This is a genomic window from Marinifilum sp. JC120 (genome assembly GCA_004923195.1).
In the GTDB taxonomy this organism is placed as follows: Bacteria; Desulfobacterota; Desulfovibrionia; order Desulfovibrionales; family Desulfovibrionaceae; genus Maridesulfovibrio.
Window position 1 is genome coordinate 537619 of sequence record RDSB01000001.1, and the last position, 17460, is coordinate 555078.

Genomic DNA, 17460 nt, shown 5'->3' on the forward strand with positions numbered 1-17460 from the left:
CTACTTCTTCAAACACATGGTTTTGAAGTACTTTTTGCCGTCTCTCTCGATGCGCTCTACGCCGTGGATATCGCTTTCGTATCCGGGGAATACATTTTCAAAATCCTGACGTGCCATGAGGTAATCGAAGACAGGCTGGGCTTTATCATTAAGAATTTCCCCACCCATGATTACGGGAATGCCGGGAGGATACGGAACCACCATGACAGCCGGGATGCGGTCTTTCATTTCCGATAGTTCAACATATTCAACATTTTTGCGGACTACAGCGTGATAGGCTTCGGACGGTTTAATAGCCTGATCCGGGATAACCTGAAAAGCTGCCTGCATTTTATCGAGCAGCTTGTGTTCTTTATAATAATTGTGGATAGCATTGCAGTGATCTTTCACGCCTACCCCGGCATATGTTTCAGGATAGTCTTTAACCAGACCGGGAAGAACGACATCAAGCACCATGTTGGCATCGTAGACTTCCTTGAACTTGAGCAGTCCAGCAAGCAACGATCCTTGTTTGGCTTTATTGGTGCCCATGGAATTAAGCATGAGGAAGGAATAATAGTCGGTCTTTTCGCAAACTATGCCATGATTGATCAGGTAGTCGGTAACGATGGATGCAGGAATACCTTCCTCTTCCATAGTTCCGTCTTTGAGCAAGCCGGGAGTTGTGAAAGTCAACTTAATGGGGTCGAGCATGGCGTACTCATCTTCCATATCCTCAAAGCCATGCCAGTTATCTTTTGCAGAGAAGACCCAAGGTTCCTGATGCGTGCAGAGATAGTCGGTGGAGACATCCTCAAACTTCTTGAAATCCTCGCCCACCTGAACTTTCTCCGGCTGCCACATCTCAAAGAACCAGCTGTCCTCTTCCTTCATTTCACTGGCAATCATGGAAACTTTCTTACGCAGATTTACAGCCTCGACCATGGTATCGTGCATGAGGACTTCACCGCTGTCCTCCATCATCTTGGTGGCAACGTCCAGAGAAGCAATCATGCTGTACTGAGGTGAGGTAGACCCATGCATCATGTAAGATTCGTTAAGCTCGTCACGATCAATCTGCACATCACTGCCGTCACGCACATGGAGCATGGAAGCCTGTGAAAAAGCGGTTAGCAGTTTATGAGTTGAGTGGGAACAAAAAATGGGAGGATGATGCTCGTTGCGGTCATCATCTGCCATGCCGAAATGATCTTTATACATAGGATGGAAACGGGCGTAGGCGTACCATGCTTCATCAAAATGCAGGTTATCCACGCTCTTCTGAAGCTGTTTCTTGATGTTGATGACGTTGTAGCAAACCCCGTCATAAGTGGAGTTGGTCAGTGCGGACATACGTACGCTCTGCTTCTTGAGTTCATCAGGAATCAGTTTGTTTTCGCGCACCTTGGACTGGATGGATTCTTCGGAAAATTCAGAAAGACGGCATGGCCCGATTATGCCCCGCTTGTTACGCCGGGGAACCATGTAAATGGGATAGGCATCGGTGATAACCATGGCGTAGTTGAGAGACTTATGGCAATTACGATCCACAAAAGCGATATCGTCGCGCACCAGCTGACTGCGCCAGATAATCTGGTTTACGTTGGAGGTACCGTTAAGCACGTAGAAAGTATGATCGGCCCCGAATATTCGGGCTGAATTGTTCTCGGCATCTCCCACAACCCCGCTATGATCGAGCAGAGATCCCAGTTCAGGAACAGAGATAGACAGGTCAGAACGGAAAACATTTTCGCCATAAAACTTATGCATCGCCACCCCGGCAGGACTTTTGAGGAACCCTTCCCCGCCCATATGTCCCGGCGTATGCCATGCATATTTGTAAGCTTCTGAATACTTGACCATTTCTCCGAAAAAGACCGGAAACACAGATTTTACATACTCCAGCAGTCTGGTCTCAATACGTCCGGCCAAAAATTCGGCAGTTTCAGCACTCTTCCATAAGCATTCATTAATTTTGCTCAAGACATCGGTAGAAATGCTCTCCATCGTGGCCCGCTCGGTAAGCAGGAATACTGGTATATTCTTGTTGCGTTTGCGTATCTCATTAAGCAGATGTTCCGGGATATCCTTTTCATCATCTCTTTCAAGGCGGATATCCCAGTCAATGACCACCGCTCCCATATCAGCGCGGGATATGAAAATTTCAATGGCGTCTTCATAACTGAATGAAGGATATACAGAGCATTCCTGTTCTGAGGTCAGTTCATCTTCAAGACTGCGTAGTCTAAGTCCTTCATCATTATTAGATTCAAACTGCGCCGAGACAATCAGGACAGGCCACATGTGCTTTGTAATTTTCATACAGTCGCTCCCCAATATTTAATTGTTAGTCAGCAAAAACATCCTTTTAAATTTTTTTTATTAATATCAGCAGTACACTACTTTAAATCTTAAGGCCATTACCAAAAAAAAAGGCCCGAACATTAAGCTCGGGCCAATTCATAATTGTATAAGGGAAAAAGATGGTCAGCGACTATTTACCTAACCATTTTTTCAGCAATTCAGGATGACTGTCCAAAAAGGCCTGCGCATTCTTCAGCGGATCAACACCCTCTTCTTCATTTTTAAACATCTCAGCCTGCATCACGCCGATATCCCAGTAAATGCGATCCAAGATTGCAGCAGCCTCGGGATAGTCATCAGCAAAGCCCTTACGTGTGATAGTCACAATTTCTTCAGCTCCGCCCAGAACACCTTTAGGATCTTCCAGATATTTCAGCTCCCAACGACCGAACTTCCAATGCGGGGACCAGCCGGTAACAACTACCCATTTGTTCTGACGAATAGCATCACCAAGCAAGGCGGTCATAGCTGCACCGCTGCTGTCTTTAAGCTCAAAGTCGAGATCATATTCCTTGACCGCTTTTTCTGAAAGAAGCATCAGTCCGGCACTGGGAGCAATACCTACAATCTCACCGTCAAATTTATCCTTGTTGGCATTAAGTTCAGTAATTGAATCAATGGTCACATATTTGGGGACAACCCAGCCCAATCTCGCGCCCTTGGTGTTGGCTCCATAATTGACAACCTTATCCTTAACTTTGTCATAGTAAGGAGCATGTGTGGCAGGAAGCCATGCAGCTAAAGTGGCATCAGCTTCGCCTATCTCCAGTGCCTTCCACATAGTTGCAATTGAAACCATCAAAATCTCAGAATCATATCCGGCGCGATCAAGAACCGCAGCAGCTAGATTAGTAGAAGTAATAGCGCACGCGTAGGCAGGAGTAACCAGCTTAATTTTCAGTCTCTCGGCAAATGCATTTGTAGAAAGAAGAACAAGCAGCAGAACCAAAGGTAAAATCCGTTTCAACATACAAACCCCTAAACTTAATTTTAAAATAATTACAAAACCTTATACCAGACATTCATGGATTCCAGACTGCCGCTGATATTAGTATTATTGATCAGCCGCCCGGAATAACCATAATCCCCCTTGGAAAACAGGGAATTAATTCCATAAGAACAAGCCCGCGCAATAGTGAAAAAACACTTGATCCCGGACTTGGAACAATCATCTTCAAGGGACCGCAGCAACGCTCCGGCAATCCCCGCCTTGCGGTAATCGGGGTTAACTGCGAAATCGGTCATCTCTGCACTGTTTCCGTCAGCAGCTACTTCAGCTGAAGCAGCGCCCACAAGGCTATCCCCTTCATACACGCCCATAAAACGCACGCCCGCACCCATTTCCTGACAAATGAATTCAGGATCGGTAATGGGAAACGGGTAGGTTTTAAAAGTTTGACCGTAAAGATGCGCAAGCGCATGCGCATCTTCCGGTCCGAGTCTACGCATCAACAGACTACGTGGCAGGGTCGAGATATTCCCCTTCCCTTTTTTACTTTCAGCAACAGAAAGAACGTGATCAAGCTCATCCCTGTTACCTTGCTCCTTGCGCCACTGGTGACGATAGAAGCTCAGAAAAAAACCGTCAGAGTCTCCAAACATTCCCGGAACATGCGCCTCTTTTTCAAAACCGCATGAAAGAAACGGGAGCGAGTGGTATTCGGGAACCTTGACAAAAATCTTGGAAAGATCTTCGCGCACGGCAGCATTAATCAACACATCAACCAGATTGATTCCCTCACAATCTTCAGGAGCAAGAGACATCAGATAAATGCGGTCATTGAACGGGCCTATCTGAACGCAACTCCGGCCGATCATTATAATGGAATCATGCAACATGAGAATTGCGTTCCGCCCTTTCGTTATCTTCGGGGGTTAAGCTGAGGGTATCGTCCCAATCGGAAATGAGTTTTTCAATACCTATTGCTTTTTCCTCAGCTCCGTCCTCCTTGAGTTGCAAATTGCAATCAGCGCAGTTGCGATCACAATAATTGCTATCGTAAGATTCCGGTTCTGTATAAGTAGTGATGACCCCTTCGTAATTTCGCAGCACCACTTTATTAGCGGCCCAAGAAACAATATAGTTGGGCATGACCGGAATTTTACCGCCCCCGCCCGGAGCATCAACAACATAGGTCGGCACGGCAAAACCGCTGGTATGTCCGCGCAGGCTTTCAAGGATTTCAATACCCTTACCCACCGGGGTACGGAAATGGCTGAGGCCCTCGGAAAGGTCACATTGGTAGAGGTAGTAAGGGCGGACCCGGTTTTTGACCAACTTCTGGTTCAGAGTCTTGATCAAACGCGGGCAATCGTTAACTCCGGCCAGCAACACACTCTGATTGCCGAGAGGAATTCCTCCGTCAGCCAGCTTGGCAAGAGCACGTCTGGAAGAATCAGTGACTTCCCGAGGATGATTGAAATGGGTGTTGATCCAGAGCGGATGATGCTTCTTGAGCATATTCACCAGATTGTCAGTGATGCGATAAGGCAGAACAACCGGCATGCGGGTCCCGATGCGGATGACCTCAACATGTTCAATCTCGCCGAGCTTGGTCAGAATCCAATCCAGCTTTTCATCTGAAAGCATGAACGGATCACCCCCGGAAAGCAGCACATCACGCACCTGCGGAGTGTTGCGGATGTATTCGATGCCCTGCTCCAGCTGAGCGCGGGAAGGAATGGAATCCTGATCACCGACTTTGCGCTTGCGGGTGCAGTGCCTGCAATACATGGAGCAAAGGTTACTGATATGAAAAAGCACCCGGTCCGGGTAACGGTGGGTAAGACCGGGCACAGGGCTGTCTTCATCCTCATGCAGCGGGTCAGTCATATCGCAACGCTCAATCTTCAGCTCTTCCGGGCTGGGGAAAGATTGCAGGAATACGGGATCATTTTCATAATCTTCAACATCAATAAGTGAAAGATAATAAGGAGTGATAGCCAGCGGAAATTTCCGCATGGTCAGCTCATGTTTTTTGCGCTCAGCATCACTGAATTTGATACCAAGAGCTTTTTCAAAACCGGAGACAGTCCTGATTGTATTGCGGATGTGCCACTTCCAGTCAGTCCAATCAGACTTGGAAGATTCATCATCAATCACGCATGCCAGTGTTTCCTGTCGTTCTGTATAAACAGTCATAATATCCTGTATTTTATAAAATTTGAGAGAGGAATTCCTGCGTTCGTTGCTCCGCCGGAGCGGAGAACAGACGGGACGGGCTATCCTGTTCCAGAATCACGCCCTGATCCATAAAGGCTACGGAATCCGCTACCTCATTTGCAAAATTCATTTCATGAGTCACAACCATCATGGTCATGCCGTCGTCAGCGAGGTCACGCATAACCGTGAGCACTTCGCCGACAAGTTCCGGGTCAAGAGCTGAAGTAGGTTCATCAAAAAGCATCACTTCCGGCTCCATTGCCAAAGCCCGGGCAATGGCCACCCGCTGCTTCTGTCCGCCGGATAATGTTTCCGGGTAGGCAGTTGCTTTCTCAGCCATGCCGACCTTATCCAGAAAAGACATGCCCAGATCTACAGCTTCTTTCTTGGGCATCTTCCGTACCTGTGTGGGGCCTTCAGTAACGTTGCCCAGCACGCTCATATGCGGGAAAAGATTGAAGTGCTGAAAGACCATCCCTACCCGGCTACGCATGGAATTGATTTCCTTTTCGTCGCTGGGGACCGTGTCTCCGTTGATGCTGATTTCGCCTTTGGTGTAGGTTTCAAGGCGGTTTACGCACCTGAGCAATGTGGATTTTCCAGACCCGCTAGCACCGATAACCACAACCACGTCGGAGTTGCCTACATTAAGATCAATTCCCTTGAGCACGTGGTTGGCGTCGAACCATTTGTGAACATTTTCTATACTGATAGTTTCCTGCATAGTTTCTCCTTAAGCCCTGCTCGTATCGAGCTTTCTTTCGATTGCATGAAAAAGAAAAGTGAACGCACCGGTATAGATAAGATAAAATACCCCGGCGATAGACAGCATTTCCATCATCATGAAATTAGAAGAGGCTAATTGCTGCGATTTAAGCAGCAGTTCATTGATGGTGATTGTGCTGGCAAGGGAAGAATCCTTCAAAGCGATGATAAATTGGTTCCCTAAAGCAGGAATCGCACGCTTGAAAGCCTGCGGCAGGATAATCCTGAGCATTGCCCGCGGATAACTCATCCCGATACTGCGCGCTGCTTCCATCTGCCCGGAGGAAATGGAGGAAATCGCGCCCCTGAAAATCTCAGCAATATAAGCCCCGTTATGAACTCCCAAAGCAAGAACAGCAGCCGGAAGAGCGGAAAGCCCGATAAGGCTGCGCATACCGAAATAGATAAACAACAACTGCAACAAAAGCGGGGTTCCGCGAACTAAGTAGATGTATGCATGGGCCGGAAGATTGAATATCCGCTTATCGGAAATGCGCATGAATACGGTAATGAGGCCGAGAACAAACCCAAGAAGAATACCAAGCACAGTAATCTCAAGGGTCATCCATGCTGCCGGAAGAAAATATGGAATATACTCTGGCAGACTACTAAAATCGAAATACATCTTTTTTCCTTTGCTCAAAAAAAAGGAGGCCTTAAGCCCCCTTATCTTTATCTATTTCTTGGTAATATCTACCTTAAGCCACTTCTTACTCAAATCAGTAAGGGTACCGTCTTCGTGCATCTGTTTAAGTATCTTATTCACCTCATCCGTAAGGGTTTTATCTTCCTTACGGAAAGCGACTGCGATGTCTTCCTTACGCAACGGGGAACTAAGGGGCTTAACCTTAAATTTGCCGCTGTTCATGGCGTTCACACCCACAACACGGTCAGTTATCACGCCGTCAATTACGCCGCTGGAAAGCTCGGTAAGCGTATGGGTATCATCCTTGTAAAGACGGATATCAGTGACTCCGAGGTCTTTGGCGTCCTGCTCAAAAGTAGTTCCGGTAACCAGCCCTACTGCCTTGGCCTTCAGTTCTTCAGCAGACTTAAAAGGGGCATCTGCGCGGACAAACATCTGCGCGCCGGAGTAGTAATACGGGGTGGAAAAATCCACGACCTTTTTACGCTGATCCGTAGCTGCCATGCTGCCAAGAATACCGCTATAGATACCGGAACGCAGCCCTTCAATAATTCCGCTCCACTCGGTGGTGACGGGTTTCAGCTTCACGCCTAATCTTTTGGCAACTTCTTTGGCTACATCCACATCAAAGCCGACCAACTCATTCTGCTTGTTAAAAAAGTTGAAAGGAGGATAGCCGCCGCTCATGGCAAAGCTGACTTCCCCGGCTTCTTTGACCTTAGCAAGGCCGGTCTTTTCCTGCTGGGCGCAACCAGTAAAAGCCACAGCGATCAACAGTGTGAACACCGCAAGGTATAAGGCAGTAAAACGTCTCATGTTTTCTCCTGAATATGTAAACTAATTTTGAAGATGCACACTCTTATATATGACTATATAAGAAGATGAAGTGGAGCTTTGAATCTCACTACGATGCACATATGAGAAACCTAGCAATGAAAACAATGCAATAAGAGAGAATACAATAGTAACTATTGCTTCCCGTAAATTAATTATTGCAAGCTCATCAGGTTTCATTTCTATGCAGATAAGTAAAAGAATTGACGACAATATTGTCGTCGCTCAGAACAATACAGACTTACCATCTACCTACAAGGCTATCTATTGGGTACTTATTGGGTACATGGCATACCCAATGGCTTTAAGACTGAATCTGAAGTTTGAGATAAGAAATCAATGAGACACTCTTGCCCTGCAAGCCAAGCTTACGGCGAATATTTTTGCGGTGGGTGCGTACGGTGTCAGCGGTAATTGAGAGGAGTTCGCCTATACGTTCAGTACCTTTTCCGGCCTCGATATAACGGCAGATTTCCACTTCACGAGGAGTTAATTTCAGCAGCAGGTCTTCAAATTGATCACCGGTCTCCCCGGCAAGTGCTGATAGCCGTTCCTTGATAAAACGCCCAAAACTCATACGCATCTGCGGAACCGGTTCTTTGATCATCCGGTCAAGGGCTGGCATTATCTGTTCGCGGACCTGCAAGGCAAAGTCTTCGTGCATATCCTTTTTTTCTTCTTCTACAGACTCAATAACTGTACGCAAAGCCACGTTCATGCCGTCAACCTGCTCGCGTGTTTCTTCCAGCCCGGTTTCCAGACGCTGAATATCGGTCATGTCGCGGAGTCCGATATGAAACACTATACCGGTTTGCAGACGCACTTTATGCATGGTCAGCTCAACTGTAATTTCCCTTCCGGAACTATGCCTCGCGGTAAGCAATTCATCAAAGGGAACCGGAATCTCAGTGGTGCAGGTTTCAAAATGCTCCCGCACAACCTTTGAAGATTTCGCGCTGAATATGCTCAAGCAACTATTACCGGAAAGAGCGGAACTACGCCCGAAAAGCCTTTCTGCGGCGGGATTGGAAGTGAGTATTCGAAATGAAGAATCTGCCAGAAAAGTAGGGTCCTGCGCCGCTTCAAACAGAGCATTAAAAAGGGCAATACTATCATCAAGGGCCGCAATATTATCTTCCATGCGCTCCTCGTAAGCCTCGTGCAATTCCACAAAAGGAGCATTATTGGTAACAACGGCAACATAACCTTCGGAACAATACGGCCCGGCAAGGGGAATCAAGCGCAGGGAATAGCTCCCGCCGCTTTCACCATATGGAATCTCATGCACCCCCGCTACTGGGTAGGCTTCAATGAAATCATCAATCCCGGATGATTCAACGCCCAAAATATTCCAGAGACGTCGCCCGTCCAAAGGACCGCCAAAAAACTCCACCACCCGACTACTGGCCGAACAGATGCGCCCGCCGCCATCAGTAAAAAGGATAAAGTCGGAAAAGGATTCAAAGACTTCTGAAATAGGTTCGGGAAGACGTTCAAAATTGTCGTCTGTATTTGAGCTCACGGGGAGTTCCTGTGCTTGATAATTAATTGAAGTATAACTTCTTAACAATCTATTCGGGTTAATTCAAATAAAGTGAGGATGGATTTTTTGGGCGGAAACAGAAAAAAGGCTTAGCTAAAATTTAAGCCAAGCCTTCAGGAAAAGCATTTTTTATAAGTACTCGTAGTTTTAATGAGGACCTAGTGCCCTTTGCAAACATGTTTACTTGGTGCCCAGCCATCCATATACCATGCCCGCTCACCCTGTATCTGCAAGCCGTGATAGCGCACGTACTCAAGCTGCTCATCGGAATAAGTATGCCCATCAACAGGCATAAGAGCGTCGACCTCAGTGGGACCGTAAGCATCATTGGAGGCATCAGCAACAAACACGGGCCTCCCTATCGCCCCTGAAGGGTGCTTAATGGTCAGTTTGCCAAGTCCAATCCCCTCCGCCATACATGGAATTTCAATGTCATGAACGATATCCATTTTGAGTCTCCTTAAATTTGGTAAAAGCACACCAGATCGTAGCGATCATTGAGTATATGCTGTCATATTAAGCATAATATTCTTGTGGGGACAATATAGAAGTACTGCCTAGGGGAATGGCATCGGGGAAGGGGGGCGAAAAATTATATGACAATCCAAAACACTAAAAAAGCTTGACCTATCCCCTTAATATCTGGTTACAAATTAATCACAATCCAAATTCAAATATACCATAACATATTTCGGAGCGACAATGACAGATATAATTAGAAAACCAGCAAAAAAATGGAACTTTGATCCACAATTTGATCTCAAAAAATTTGTCCTCAGCTCAATGAAGGCAGGACTATGGTGCTCATTCGGCAAAATGGATAAAATGGCCGTTGCTGGTGTCGATATGCTAGATTCAGTTGGTTTTAGCCGAACTGAAAGTAGCTGGCAGGACGATACATGGAAACTGATAATGCGCGCCCTGCACAAGGCAATGACCGATCTTTCCCAGAAAAATGAAGAACTTATACCCAGTGAATGTGAATTTGATGATTCCCTGCTTGAAAAAGCTATAGGTAAATTCGATGAAGCGGAAATCTGTATAGGAATTGATTTCGCGAAGAAGCCGGAAGAAATCGGCATCATGGAACCGGCCCGAAATGTACTGAAAAGCATTATTCTAGGAACAGGAGTTGACGCGAATACTGCCGGACATATTTCAGACAGACTGCCCGGACAATTTGTTCTATCACTTCGCGAAGAATGGCTGGAAAATCTTGATAAATACCAACGGATAAAAGACGCTTTTGATACTCCTTTTGACGACGCTGTACGCCGTGAAGAGCGTTGGGGGGCTTATCTTGCATATGTGCAGACCCTGCCGCAAGAGCAAGTTTTCGGTGCCTCTTTTGGACTTGATAAAATTTATATTCCATTGCGGGGGTATATTGAACAAAAAATTGAAACAAAAGACGAACCCCCTAGAAAACAAGTTCGCGTCGCCTTTGACCTTATTAAACGAGTTGAGGAATGGCTATTAGGGAGTGAAAACCAGCTTTTTATCAAAGGCGGTCCGGGATGCGGAAAATCATCATTTTCCAAAATACTTTGTGCAAAACTAGCTGCTAGAGGAAAGAAAGTTGTTTTTGTTCCACTACAAAAATTTAATATTACTGACAACTTCACCCGTGCTATTGATAACTTCATGAATGAGCAACACGGTTTCTTTAGAGACTTTGAAGTGTTGAAAGATGATGTAGTTGTCGTCCTTGATGGTTTAGACGAAATTTCCGAAGCAGGTACGCAAGGACAAAAAGCTGCGGATGACTTTATGCGCTACCTGCGAAATGCTTATGGAGACGCTCAAAACTTTAAGACTATTGTTACAGGCAGAACGTTGGCAGTTGAGTCCGTCGAAAACTGGTATGATGGGAAAAGTGGCATTATTAATATCCTTGAATATCTCATAAACGAAAATTATTATGAACTTTATACAGAAGACTCCCAGTCAATTATACAAACAGACCAACGAATTGAATGGTGGGAGAGATATAACTCAATCCAAGGAACTGAGGCTACAGGACTGCCAGATTTTTTAACCAATGAATCTCAATCACAAGAATCACTAAAGGAAATTTCTGCTCAACCGTTACTTAACTATCTGCTGGCTCTCGCAGTTGAAAGCAAATTTCAAATCGATCACGACACCAATATAAATACCGTTTATGAACACCTGTTAAACGAATTTAATAAAAAGTTTGCCACAAGCAAATATGATGGTTTGGATATCAATCCTGACACCTTCAGCAGATTTCTCATGGAAGCCGCTATATGTGCATGGCAGGGAGGAGAAATTAGGCGGTCAAGTTGGAAAGCAATCAAGGAAAGATGTGAATCCATCGGAGGAGAGCAATCTATATTGGAAGCTCTCAATGAGTGCGGCGACGAACCCCATGCAAAGTTGCTGGTGTCATTTTATTTTGGGTCAGCAGGAAATACTCAGGAGCAGGCTTTTGAGTTTACTCATAAAAGCTTTGGTGAATATTTAGCCGCAAGAAGAGTAACCCAAGAAATAAAATGGTTAAAATCTATGAATCAACACTTTAACCATGAAGATTTCTTACGTAAATGGGTTCAAATGTTTGGCCCAGCTCGACTAGACCATGATTTGTTACTATTTATAAAACGTGAAATATCACAAATACCTCTTAACGAAATAAGCAGTTGGCAAAACATGATAATATCCAGACTCAACTACGTTATTAAAGAAAGCTTTCCTTTAAATACGTTGGCTAACTGCAAATCATATAAATCAATACAAACACATGCTACAAATGCAGAAGAATCATTATTTCTCGTTTTAAATATATGCGCCGAGCACACCAAAAATATATCCCAAATAACATGGCCAGAACCATATTCATTTCGTAGATTCATACACCAAGTCCAATCCCAAAGAGAAAACTCATTCCGCCTTGATATATCGTACTTAGATATCTCTAAACAACTTATAGACCTATTTGCTTCTCTTAGAACCAAACTAACTAACTGCAACTTAAATAAAACAGCATGTAGACTGAGCGTTCTAATGAATGCACAACTATCAGGATCAGTGCTAACTAAAGCTGATTTGTGGAAAACAAACTTAGAAAGAGCAAATTTAACCGATGCAAACCTCACTGATTCAGACCTCTCTGGCACTATTTTTACCGATGCAGACCTTATAAAAACAAACTTAACAGGTGCAAATCTAACAGAAGCAAATCTTACAAGAGCAAACCTTACTGCTGCAAACCTTACTGCTGCTGACCTCACCGACGCAAATTTCACAGGAGCCGATCTAACAGATGCTACCCTAAAAGCCGCAATCATAAAAAACACCAATTTCACCGACGCAATCCTAGATGACGATCAACGCAAATACATCGAAGCTCAAAGAAAAAAATACGAATAGCCCACCTCCCCTCCGCAACAAACTAAGAAGATAAAAAATCCGGTCCAAGCTTCATGCTCGGACCGGATTTTCTCTACATTCCCTAAAACTATCTTCCCACATCAAATGAATAAGAATTTAATTTTAATCAAATTAATGTAACACTCTTTCTTGACTAGTAACACATAATCAAGTAGATACTTTTCAAGAAAAACGACCCCAGTTCGGGAAGCCGCTACTGCTCAGCGTGCTTTTCGACTTCTTAATTCACACCAAGAAGATCTACCTCCATCCTCGGGGCATTCTGTTTTTCAAATCCCACGGCGACTCGGACTTACTACCTCTAATTCGAGCGCGGGCCTGATAGCAGCTGTCCCTGCTTTCAGGTCCGTGGGAAAAAAATAAAAAAGGCCAGCACCCATCTTAATGAAAGACGGATGCTGGCCTTAATTTATTTAGAAATATTAGAGATTAAAGGGGCTAATGATCCGATCCAGCACTCCTTGAACTTTGGATATTGCCACTCCATAGTTGGTTACCGGAACGCCGCTACGCTGGCACTCCTTGATACGCCGCAGCATCTCACTACGGTTAATCATACAGGCGCCGCAATGAATCACCAGCTTGAAACGTTCAAGATCATCAGGAAAATCATGCCCGGAATACACAACAAAGTTGATATCCTTACCGGTATACTCACGAATCCAGCGTGGAATTTTGACCTTTCCGATATCATCTTCCATAGAATGATGAGAACAGGCTTCACCTATAAGGATGGTATCTCCATCCTGCAATGAATCAATAGCCGTTGCTCCCTCCACAAGACGGGGCAAATCGCCCTTGTACCGCGCAAAGAGCGTAGAGAAGGTAGTCAACGGAATCTCATCCGGTACATCCTCGGCAACGCTCATAACAACCTGTGAATCGGTTATGACTAATGCAGGCTTGCGCTTCATTGATGATAATGTGTCCTCAATCTCGTGCTCTTTGACAGTCACGCCCACGCCGTTACAATCAAGAATATCCCGTAAAACCTGCACCTGCGGAAGGATCAAACGTCCCTTGGGAGCAGATAGATCAATGGGCACAACACAAACCACCCAATCCCCTTCACCGAAAAGATCTCCGGCAAGGACAGGCTCCCGTTTCATTTCCTCTGGGGCCAGATCAATAATGGCTTTCTTGAGCTTATCAACAGAGCAGGATTCAAGCACTGAAGCTCTGTGAAACGGAATACTACCCTTCCGGCAATATTCCATATCCGCTTCAGTCGGTTCGCGCAGGTCGTTCTTATTGAAAACAACCAGATACGGAATCTCCAACTCAGCAATCTTACCGATCAACTCCACCTCATAATCCGTCAGCCCATCTTCCCCCACTACAATCAGGGCTAGATCCGTACGCATCAAAATTTTATTGGTCGCTTTTACACGGAGTTCACCCACTTCTCCAAAGTCATCAAGTCCGGCGGTGTCATAAAACGTTACCGGTCCTAAAGGGAGCAATTCATAATGCTTAGGCACCGGGTCAGTGGTCGTTCCGGGCTGTTCGGAGACAATAGCCACATCCTGTCCGGCAATTGCATTTATCAACGATGACTTACCGGCATTACGTTTGCCAACAAGAGTTATAACCAGACGAACACCGCGTGGAGCTTTATTCGACATTATTCATTCTCCTTGAAGAACCTTTGGAAGCCGAAGGAACAAAACCCAATGAACGGATCAGCTCTTCAGCCTTGGAAATGGAATCGGTAACATCAACAGAAACGGAATTTTTACCCGGATAAATATTGTAATCTCTTCGTTTGGCGGTAGGCGTAACTGATGGCATGATAACATTGCAGCCACGTTGCAAACCTTTTTTCCTGCCTTCGGAATCAAATGAATCAAGAGCAGAGGTAGCAGGAATATTGGAGAAAGGATTAAGTAGCCGAGCCAAAGCCGTAAATCTGTAAGACAGATCAATATCTCCGCTTCCAACAAAAGAAAAAGGAGTGTCAGGATGTGGGATAAACGGCCCTGCCGCAATCATATCCAGCTCAAGTTCACTGAGAAAAAGTAAATCATCTGCCAGCTGCTCCGCAGTATATTCCGGCAGCCCCACAATGACACCAGACCCGACCTCATACCCTATCTCTTGCAAGGACCGCAGCAACTCCATGCGCTCATGAAACTTTTCACCGCACCTAACTTTTTCATAAACATCGGGAATAGTGGTTTCCAGCTTAAGCAGACAACGGTCCGCCCCGCAGTTAAACCAATGTTCATACTCCCCTACGCTACGATCACCGAGGGAAAGAGTTATCGCTACATCATGCGATTCTTTAATCGCTAGGATGATTTCTTCAACATGTGAAAGGGAATAGCTGAAATCATCGCCGGATTGCAGCACGATGGTACGCGCCCCGGCTTCAGCTGCCAGACTAGCGGATTCAACTATAGAATCGACATCCATACGATAGCGATTTACATTTGAATTTGGAGCACGCAAACCGCAGTAATTACACTTTTTATTGCAAACATTAGAAAATTCAACAATGGCCCGCAAATAAACTTCCTGACCAAATGAATCTTTCCGCTCACTGTCGGCTAGAGAATACAGTTCATCATCATTGCCGCCATTCAGGTAATAAAAAAGATCTTCACGACCAAGCACACCCATTACCGACTCCTTCACCTGCTCCGCTACACTTCATGGCCCTTGAACATTCACTGACCAGCCTGAATGCTGCCACCTCATCACCGCTGATTCCTTGCGGAACATTCCCTGATTCAGCCCAGCTGAAAAGAGTTTCAACATCGGCCTCCACACATCCCCAGAACCCTTCCGGAGCATGAAAACAGGAATGGGCATACTGCCCGAAACAAATGGTATCATCTACAATAACAAGCGGCAGGCATGGCAAATTGCTAGCTGGATAAACATTCACTTTTTCAGGGTAACGTTCAGCCAGTTCATATAGAAATGACTGTGACAACTCAAGCTCATCCATGACAGATTGTCGAGAAATCCCGAAACGAAGAGCACTCAAAAACGATTCATCCCATTTGTTTGCGTCACCGGACTGCACAGCAATGACATCAAGACGACTGAAACCGGTCCGCAACAATGCCTTTTCCAACCCCTGAATATGAACTTTCGACTTTGAAAAAGGACCGTAAACCGCCGCATGAAGGACAATTCTTCGTTTTGCCTTGGCAAACATTGAGGGAATACCAAGTTCCCCGACACCGCATACGAGCTTCACTTATTTGCCCCCTCGTTTCACCCGGGTTAAGCCCCAGTTTGTACAGCAGTTGCGACTGTGTCTGAATCCAGAAAACACAATTTCTGGATTCAGACACGTTTACTCAAGAACGTATTTATATATAAAGATCCCGCTCGCCTTTTTCCATACGGACAAGGCGGTCAGTCAGCAATTTTCGCCGATCAGGATCAGAATAATTTGCGATCTCATTCCTGATCAATTCCTCGCCAACCTTCTTAGTCTCTTCGGAAGCGTAATCCTCAAGGTATTCCTTAAAGGTCAATAATCCGTTGGGCAAACAGAATTTCTGAATGAATCCAGTTTTAGCCAGTTCCATAAAATGCTCCCCGGTACGGCCAAGGCGGTAACAGGCAGTACACCAGGAAGGCACGTAACCATGCTCACCGACAATTGACCTGATGGTTTCATCAAGGGAACGGTTATCACCAACACAGAACTGCTGCACATCAGGGCGATCAAATTCAGGATCGCTGTATGCGCCGGGGTAAGTCCGTGATCCTGCGGAAAGCTGAGAAACCCCTACTTCAAGCAACTCTTTGCGGAAATCGGCATTTTCACGGGTAGTCAAAATCAGCCCGGTGTGGGGCACTGCAAGACGGAGCACTGCCACTATCTTCTTAAAGTCGTGATCTGAGGAAAGATAAGGAGGATTGAAAGCCAGCTCTGAATTCTGTGCCGGTTCAATACGGGGAAAGGAGATCGTATGAGGACCCACGCCATGGTCAATTTCCAACTGCTGAGCATGATAAAGCAGCCCCATTACCTCGAATACCGGATCAAAAAGACCGAAAAGAGCACCCATGCCCACATCATCAATGCCCGCTTCCATGGCCCGGTGCATGGCATAGAGCCGCCAGTTGTAATCCGTCTTACGCCCTGCGAGATGATATTTTTTGTATGTTTCCTGATGGTAGGTTTCATGGAAACACTGGTAGGTTCCGATACCCACCTCATGCAGCTTCCTGAATCCCTCAACATCCAACGGCGCACAGTTGATGTTGACTCTACGAATTTCGCCGCTTTTGCGTGAAGTCACAGAATAGACATCCCTCACACTCTGGGCGATCCAATCAGCATCATATTTGGGATGCTCGCCATAAACCAGCAGCAGTCTCTTGTGTCCCAGATCTTCAAGGACTTCGACTTCTTTGTGGATTTCCTCTGCACTGAGAGTGCGGCGTTGAAGATCATTATTAGTGGCATTAAAACCACAGTATGCACACTGATTGACGCATTCATTTGAAATATAAAGAGGAGCAAAAAGGACTAACCTATTGCCATAGATGCCCTTCTTAGCCTCAATGGCAGCTTCAAAAATTTCATTATCCAGTTCCTTGTCCGTATTCTTCAGCAAGACCGCCGCCTCAAAGGGAGAAAGCCCCTTTCTCTCTTTGGCTTTCGCTATTGTTTCACGGACAAGGGATGGTTCCGGGTCGGTGGCTTTTTCAATTTCCGACCAGATAAGCTCTTCATCAATAAATGACTCAAGATCAGTTCCAAGGGTGGTGTTCTTATTCATAACT

14 protein-coding genes are annotated in these 17460 nt (G+C 45.6%); 1 reads left to right on the forward strand and 13 read right to left on the reverse strand.

Annotation, left to right across the window (positions count from 1 at the left end; translation table 11 throughout):
• From D0S45_02520 to D0S45_02560, 9 genes are all read right to left on the reverse strand, one after another.
• Complete coding sequence (locus D0S45_02520) at positions 1-2301, reverse strand: hypothetical protein (GenBank protein ID TIH20235.1); 2301 nt, start codon at positions 2299-2301, stop codon at positions 1-3.
• 172 nt (positions 2302-2473) lie between these two features.
• Positions 2474-3313 (reverse strand): glycine betaine ABC transporter substrate-binding protein, encoded by an 840-nt coding sequence (locus D0S45_02525; GenBank protein ID TIH20236.1) that lies wholly within the window; start codon positions 3311-3313, stop codon positions 2474-2476.
• Between the two features lie 29 nt (positions 3314-3342).
• Complete coding sequence (ablB, locus tag D0S45_02530) at positions 3343-4182, reverse strand: putative beta-lysine N-acetyltransferase (GenBank protein ID TIH20237.1); 840 nt, start codon at positions 4180-4182, stop codon at positions 3343-3345.
• Entirely contained in the window at positions 4172-5485 is a 1314-nt protein-coding gene (gene ablA, locus D0S45_02535; protein ID TIH20238.1) for a lysine 2,3-aminomutase, read from the reverse strand. The genes ablB and ablA overlap by 11 nt, the downstream gene beginning before the upstream one ends.
• Positions 5486-5498: 13 nt before the next feature.
• The gene (locus D0S45_02540) at positions 5499-6230 is read right to left on the reverse strand and encodes an amino acid ABC transporter ATP-binding protein (GenBank protein ID TIH20239.1); all 732 of its coding nucleotides are present in this window, start codon (positions 6228-6230) and stop codon (positions 5499-5501) included.
• Between the two features lie 9 nt (positions 6231-6239).
• A complete protein-coding gene (locus tag D0S45_02545; protein ID TIH20240.1) occupies positions 6240-6896 on the reverse strand; it encodes an amino acid ABC transporter permease in 657 nt (218 codons plus the stop codon).
• A gap of 51 nt (positions 6897-6947) precedes the next feature.
• A complete protein-coding gene (locus D0S45_02550) occupies positions 6948-7733 on the reverse strand; it encodes an ABC transporter substrate-binding protein (protein ID TIH20241.1) in 786 nt (261 codons plus the stop codon).
• A 322-nt stretch (positions 7734-8055) separates the two neighbouring features.
• Positions 8056-9321 (reverse strand): PAS domain S-box protein, encoded by a 1266-nt coding sequence (locus tag D0S45_02555; GenBank protein ID TIH20242.1) that lies wholly within the window; start codon positions 9319-9321, stop codon positions 8056-8058.
• Between the two features lie 131 nt (positions 9322-9452).
• The gene (locus tag D0S45_02560) at positions 9453-9743 is read right to left on the reverse strand and encodes a hypothetical protein (protein ID TIH20243.1); all 291 of its coding nucleotides are present in this window, start codon (positions 9741-9743) and stop codon (positions 9453-9455) included.
• 253 nt (positions 9744-9996) lie between these two features.
• Here D0S45_02560 and D0S45_02565 point away from each other — a divergent pair, with 253 nt between their 5' ends.
• Positions 9997-12687 carry an AAA family ATPase gene (locus tag D0S45_02565; GenBank protein TIH20244.1) on the forward strand — a complete coding sequence of 897 codons (2691 nt, stop codon included), beginning with the start codon at positions 9997-9999 and terminating at the stop codon, positions 12685-12687.
• A 443-nt stretch (positions 12688-13130) separates the two neighbouring features.
• Here the strand turns inward: D0S45_02565 and hydF are convergent, their stop codons facing one another.
• The 4 genes from hydF to hydG all read right to left on the reverse strand — a co-directional run bounded on the left by hydF (position 13131) and on the right by hydG (position 17456).
• A complete protein-coding gene (gene hydF, locus D0S45_02570; protein TIH20245.1) occupies positions 13131-14333 on the reverse strand; it encodes a [FeFe] hydrogenase H-cluster maturation GTPase HydF in 1203 nt (400 codons plus the stop codon).
• Entirely contained in the window at positions 14323-15330 is a 1008-nt protein-coding gene (hydE, locus tag D0S45_02575; GenBank protein TIH20246.1) for a [FeFe] hydrogenase H-cluster radical SAM maturase HydE, read from the reverse strand. Before hydE ends, hydF begins: the two co-directional genes overlap by 11 nt.
• Complete coding sequence (locus tag D0S45_02580; protein ID TIH20247.1) at positions 15311-15916, reverse strand: hypothetical protein; 606 nt, start codon at positions 15914-15916, stop codon at positions 15311-15313. The genes hydE and D0S45_02580 overlap by 20 nt, the downstream gene beginning before the upstream one ends.
• A 115-nt stretch (positions 15917-16031) precedes the next feature.
• Complete coding sequence (gene hydG, locus D0S45_02585) at positions 16032-17456, reverse strand: [FeFe] hydrogenase H-cluster radical SAM maturase HydG (GenBank protein TIH20248.1); 1425 nt, start codon at positions 17454-17456, stop codon at positions 16032-16034.
• Positions 17457-17460: the final 4 nt, after the last annotated feature.

What these genes read in the sequence shown, in the direction of transcription:
- D0S45_02560 (TIH20243.1), bottom strand. Translation starts at nt 9,743, where the DNA reads ATGGATATCGTTCATGACATTGAAATTCCATGTATGGCGGAGGGGATT.
- hydF (TIH20245.1), bottom strand. Translation starts at nt 14,333, where the DNA reads ATGTCGAATAAAGCTCCACGCGGTGTTCGTCTGGTTATAACTCTTGTT.
- D0S45_02550 (TIH20241.1), bottom strand. Translation starts at nt 7,733, where the DNA reads ATGAGACGTTTTACTGCCTTATACCTTGCGGTGTTCACACTGTTGATC.
- D0S45_02545 (TIH20240.1), bottom strand. Translation starts at nt 6,896, where the DNA reads ATGTATTTCGATTTTAGTAGTCTGCCAGAGTATATTCCATATTTTCTT.
- D0S45_02520 (TIH20235.1), bottom strand. Translation starts at nt 2,301, where the DNA reads ATGAAAATTACAAAGCACATGTGGCCTGTCCTGATTGTCTCGGCGCAG.
- ablA (TIH20238.1), bottom strand. Translation starts at nt 5,485, where the DNA reads ATGACTGTTTATACAGAACGACAGGAAACACTGGCATGCGTGATTGAT.
- D0S45_02565 (TIH20244.1), top strand. Translation starts at nt 9,997, where the DNA reads ATGACAGATATAATTAGAAAACCAGCAAAAAAATGGAACTTTGATCCA.
- D0S45_02540 (TIH20239.1), bottom strand. Translation starts at nt 6,230, where the DNA reads ATGCAGGAAACTATCAGTATAGAAAATGTTCACAAATGGTTCGACGCC.
- hydG (TIH20248.1), bottom strand. Translation starts at nt 17,456, where the DNA reads ATGAATAAGAACACCACCCTTGGAACTGATCTTGAGTCATTTATTGAT.
- ablB (TIH20237.1), bottom strand. Translation starts at nt 4,182, where the DNA reads ATGTTGCATGATTCCATTATAATGATCGGCCGGAGTTGCGTTCAGATA.
- D0S45_02525 (TIH20236.1), bottom strand. Translation starts at nt 3,313, where the DNA reads ATGTTGAAACGGATTTTACCTTTGGTTCTGCTGCTTGTTCTTCTTTCT.
- hydE (TIH20246.1), bottom strand. Translation starts at nt 15,330, where the DNA reads ATGGGTGTGCTTGGTCGTGAAGATCTTTTTTATTACCTGAATGGCGGC.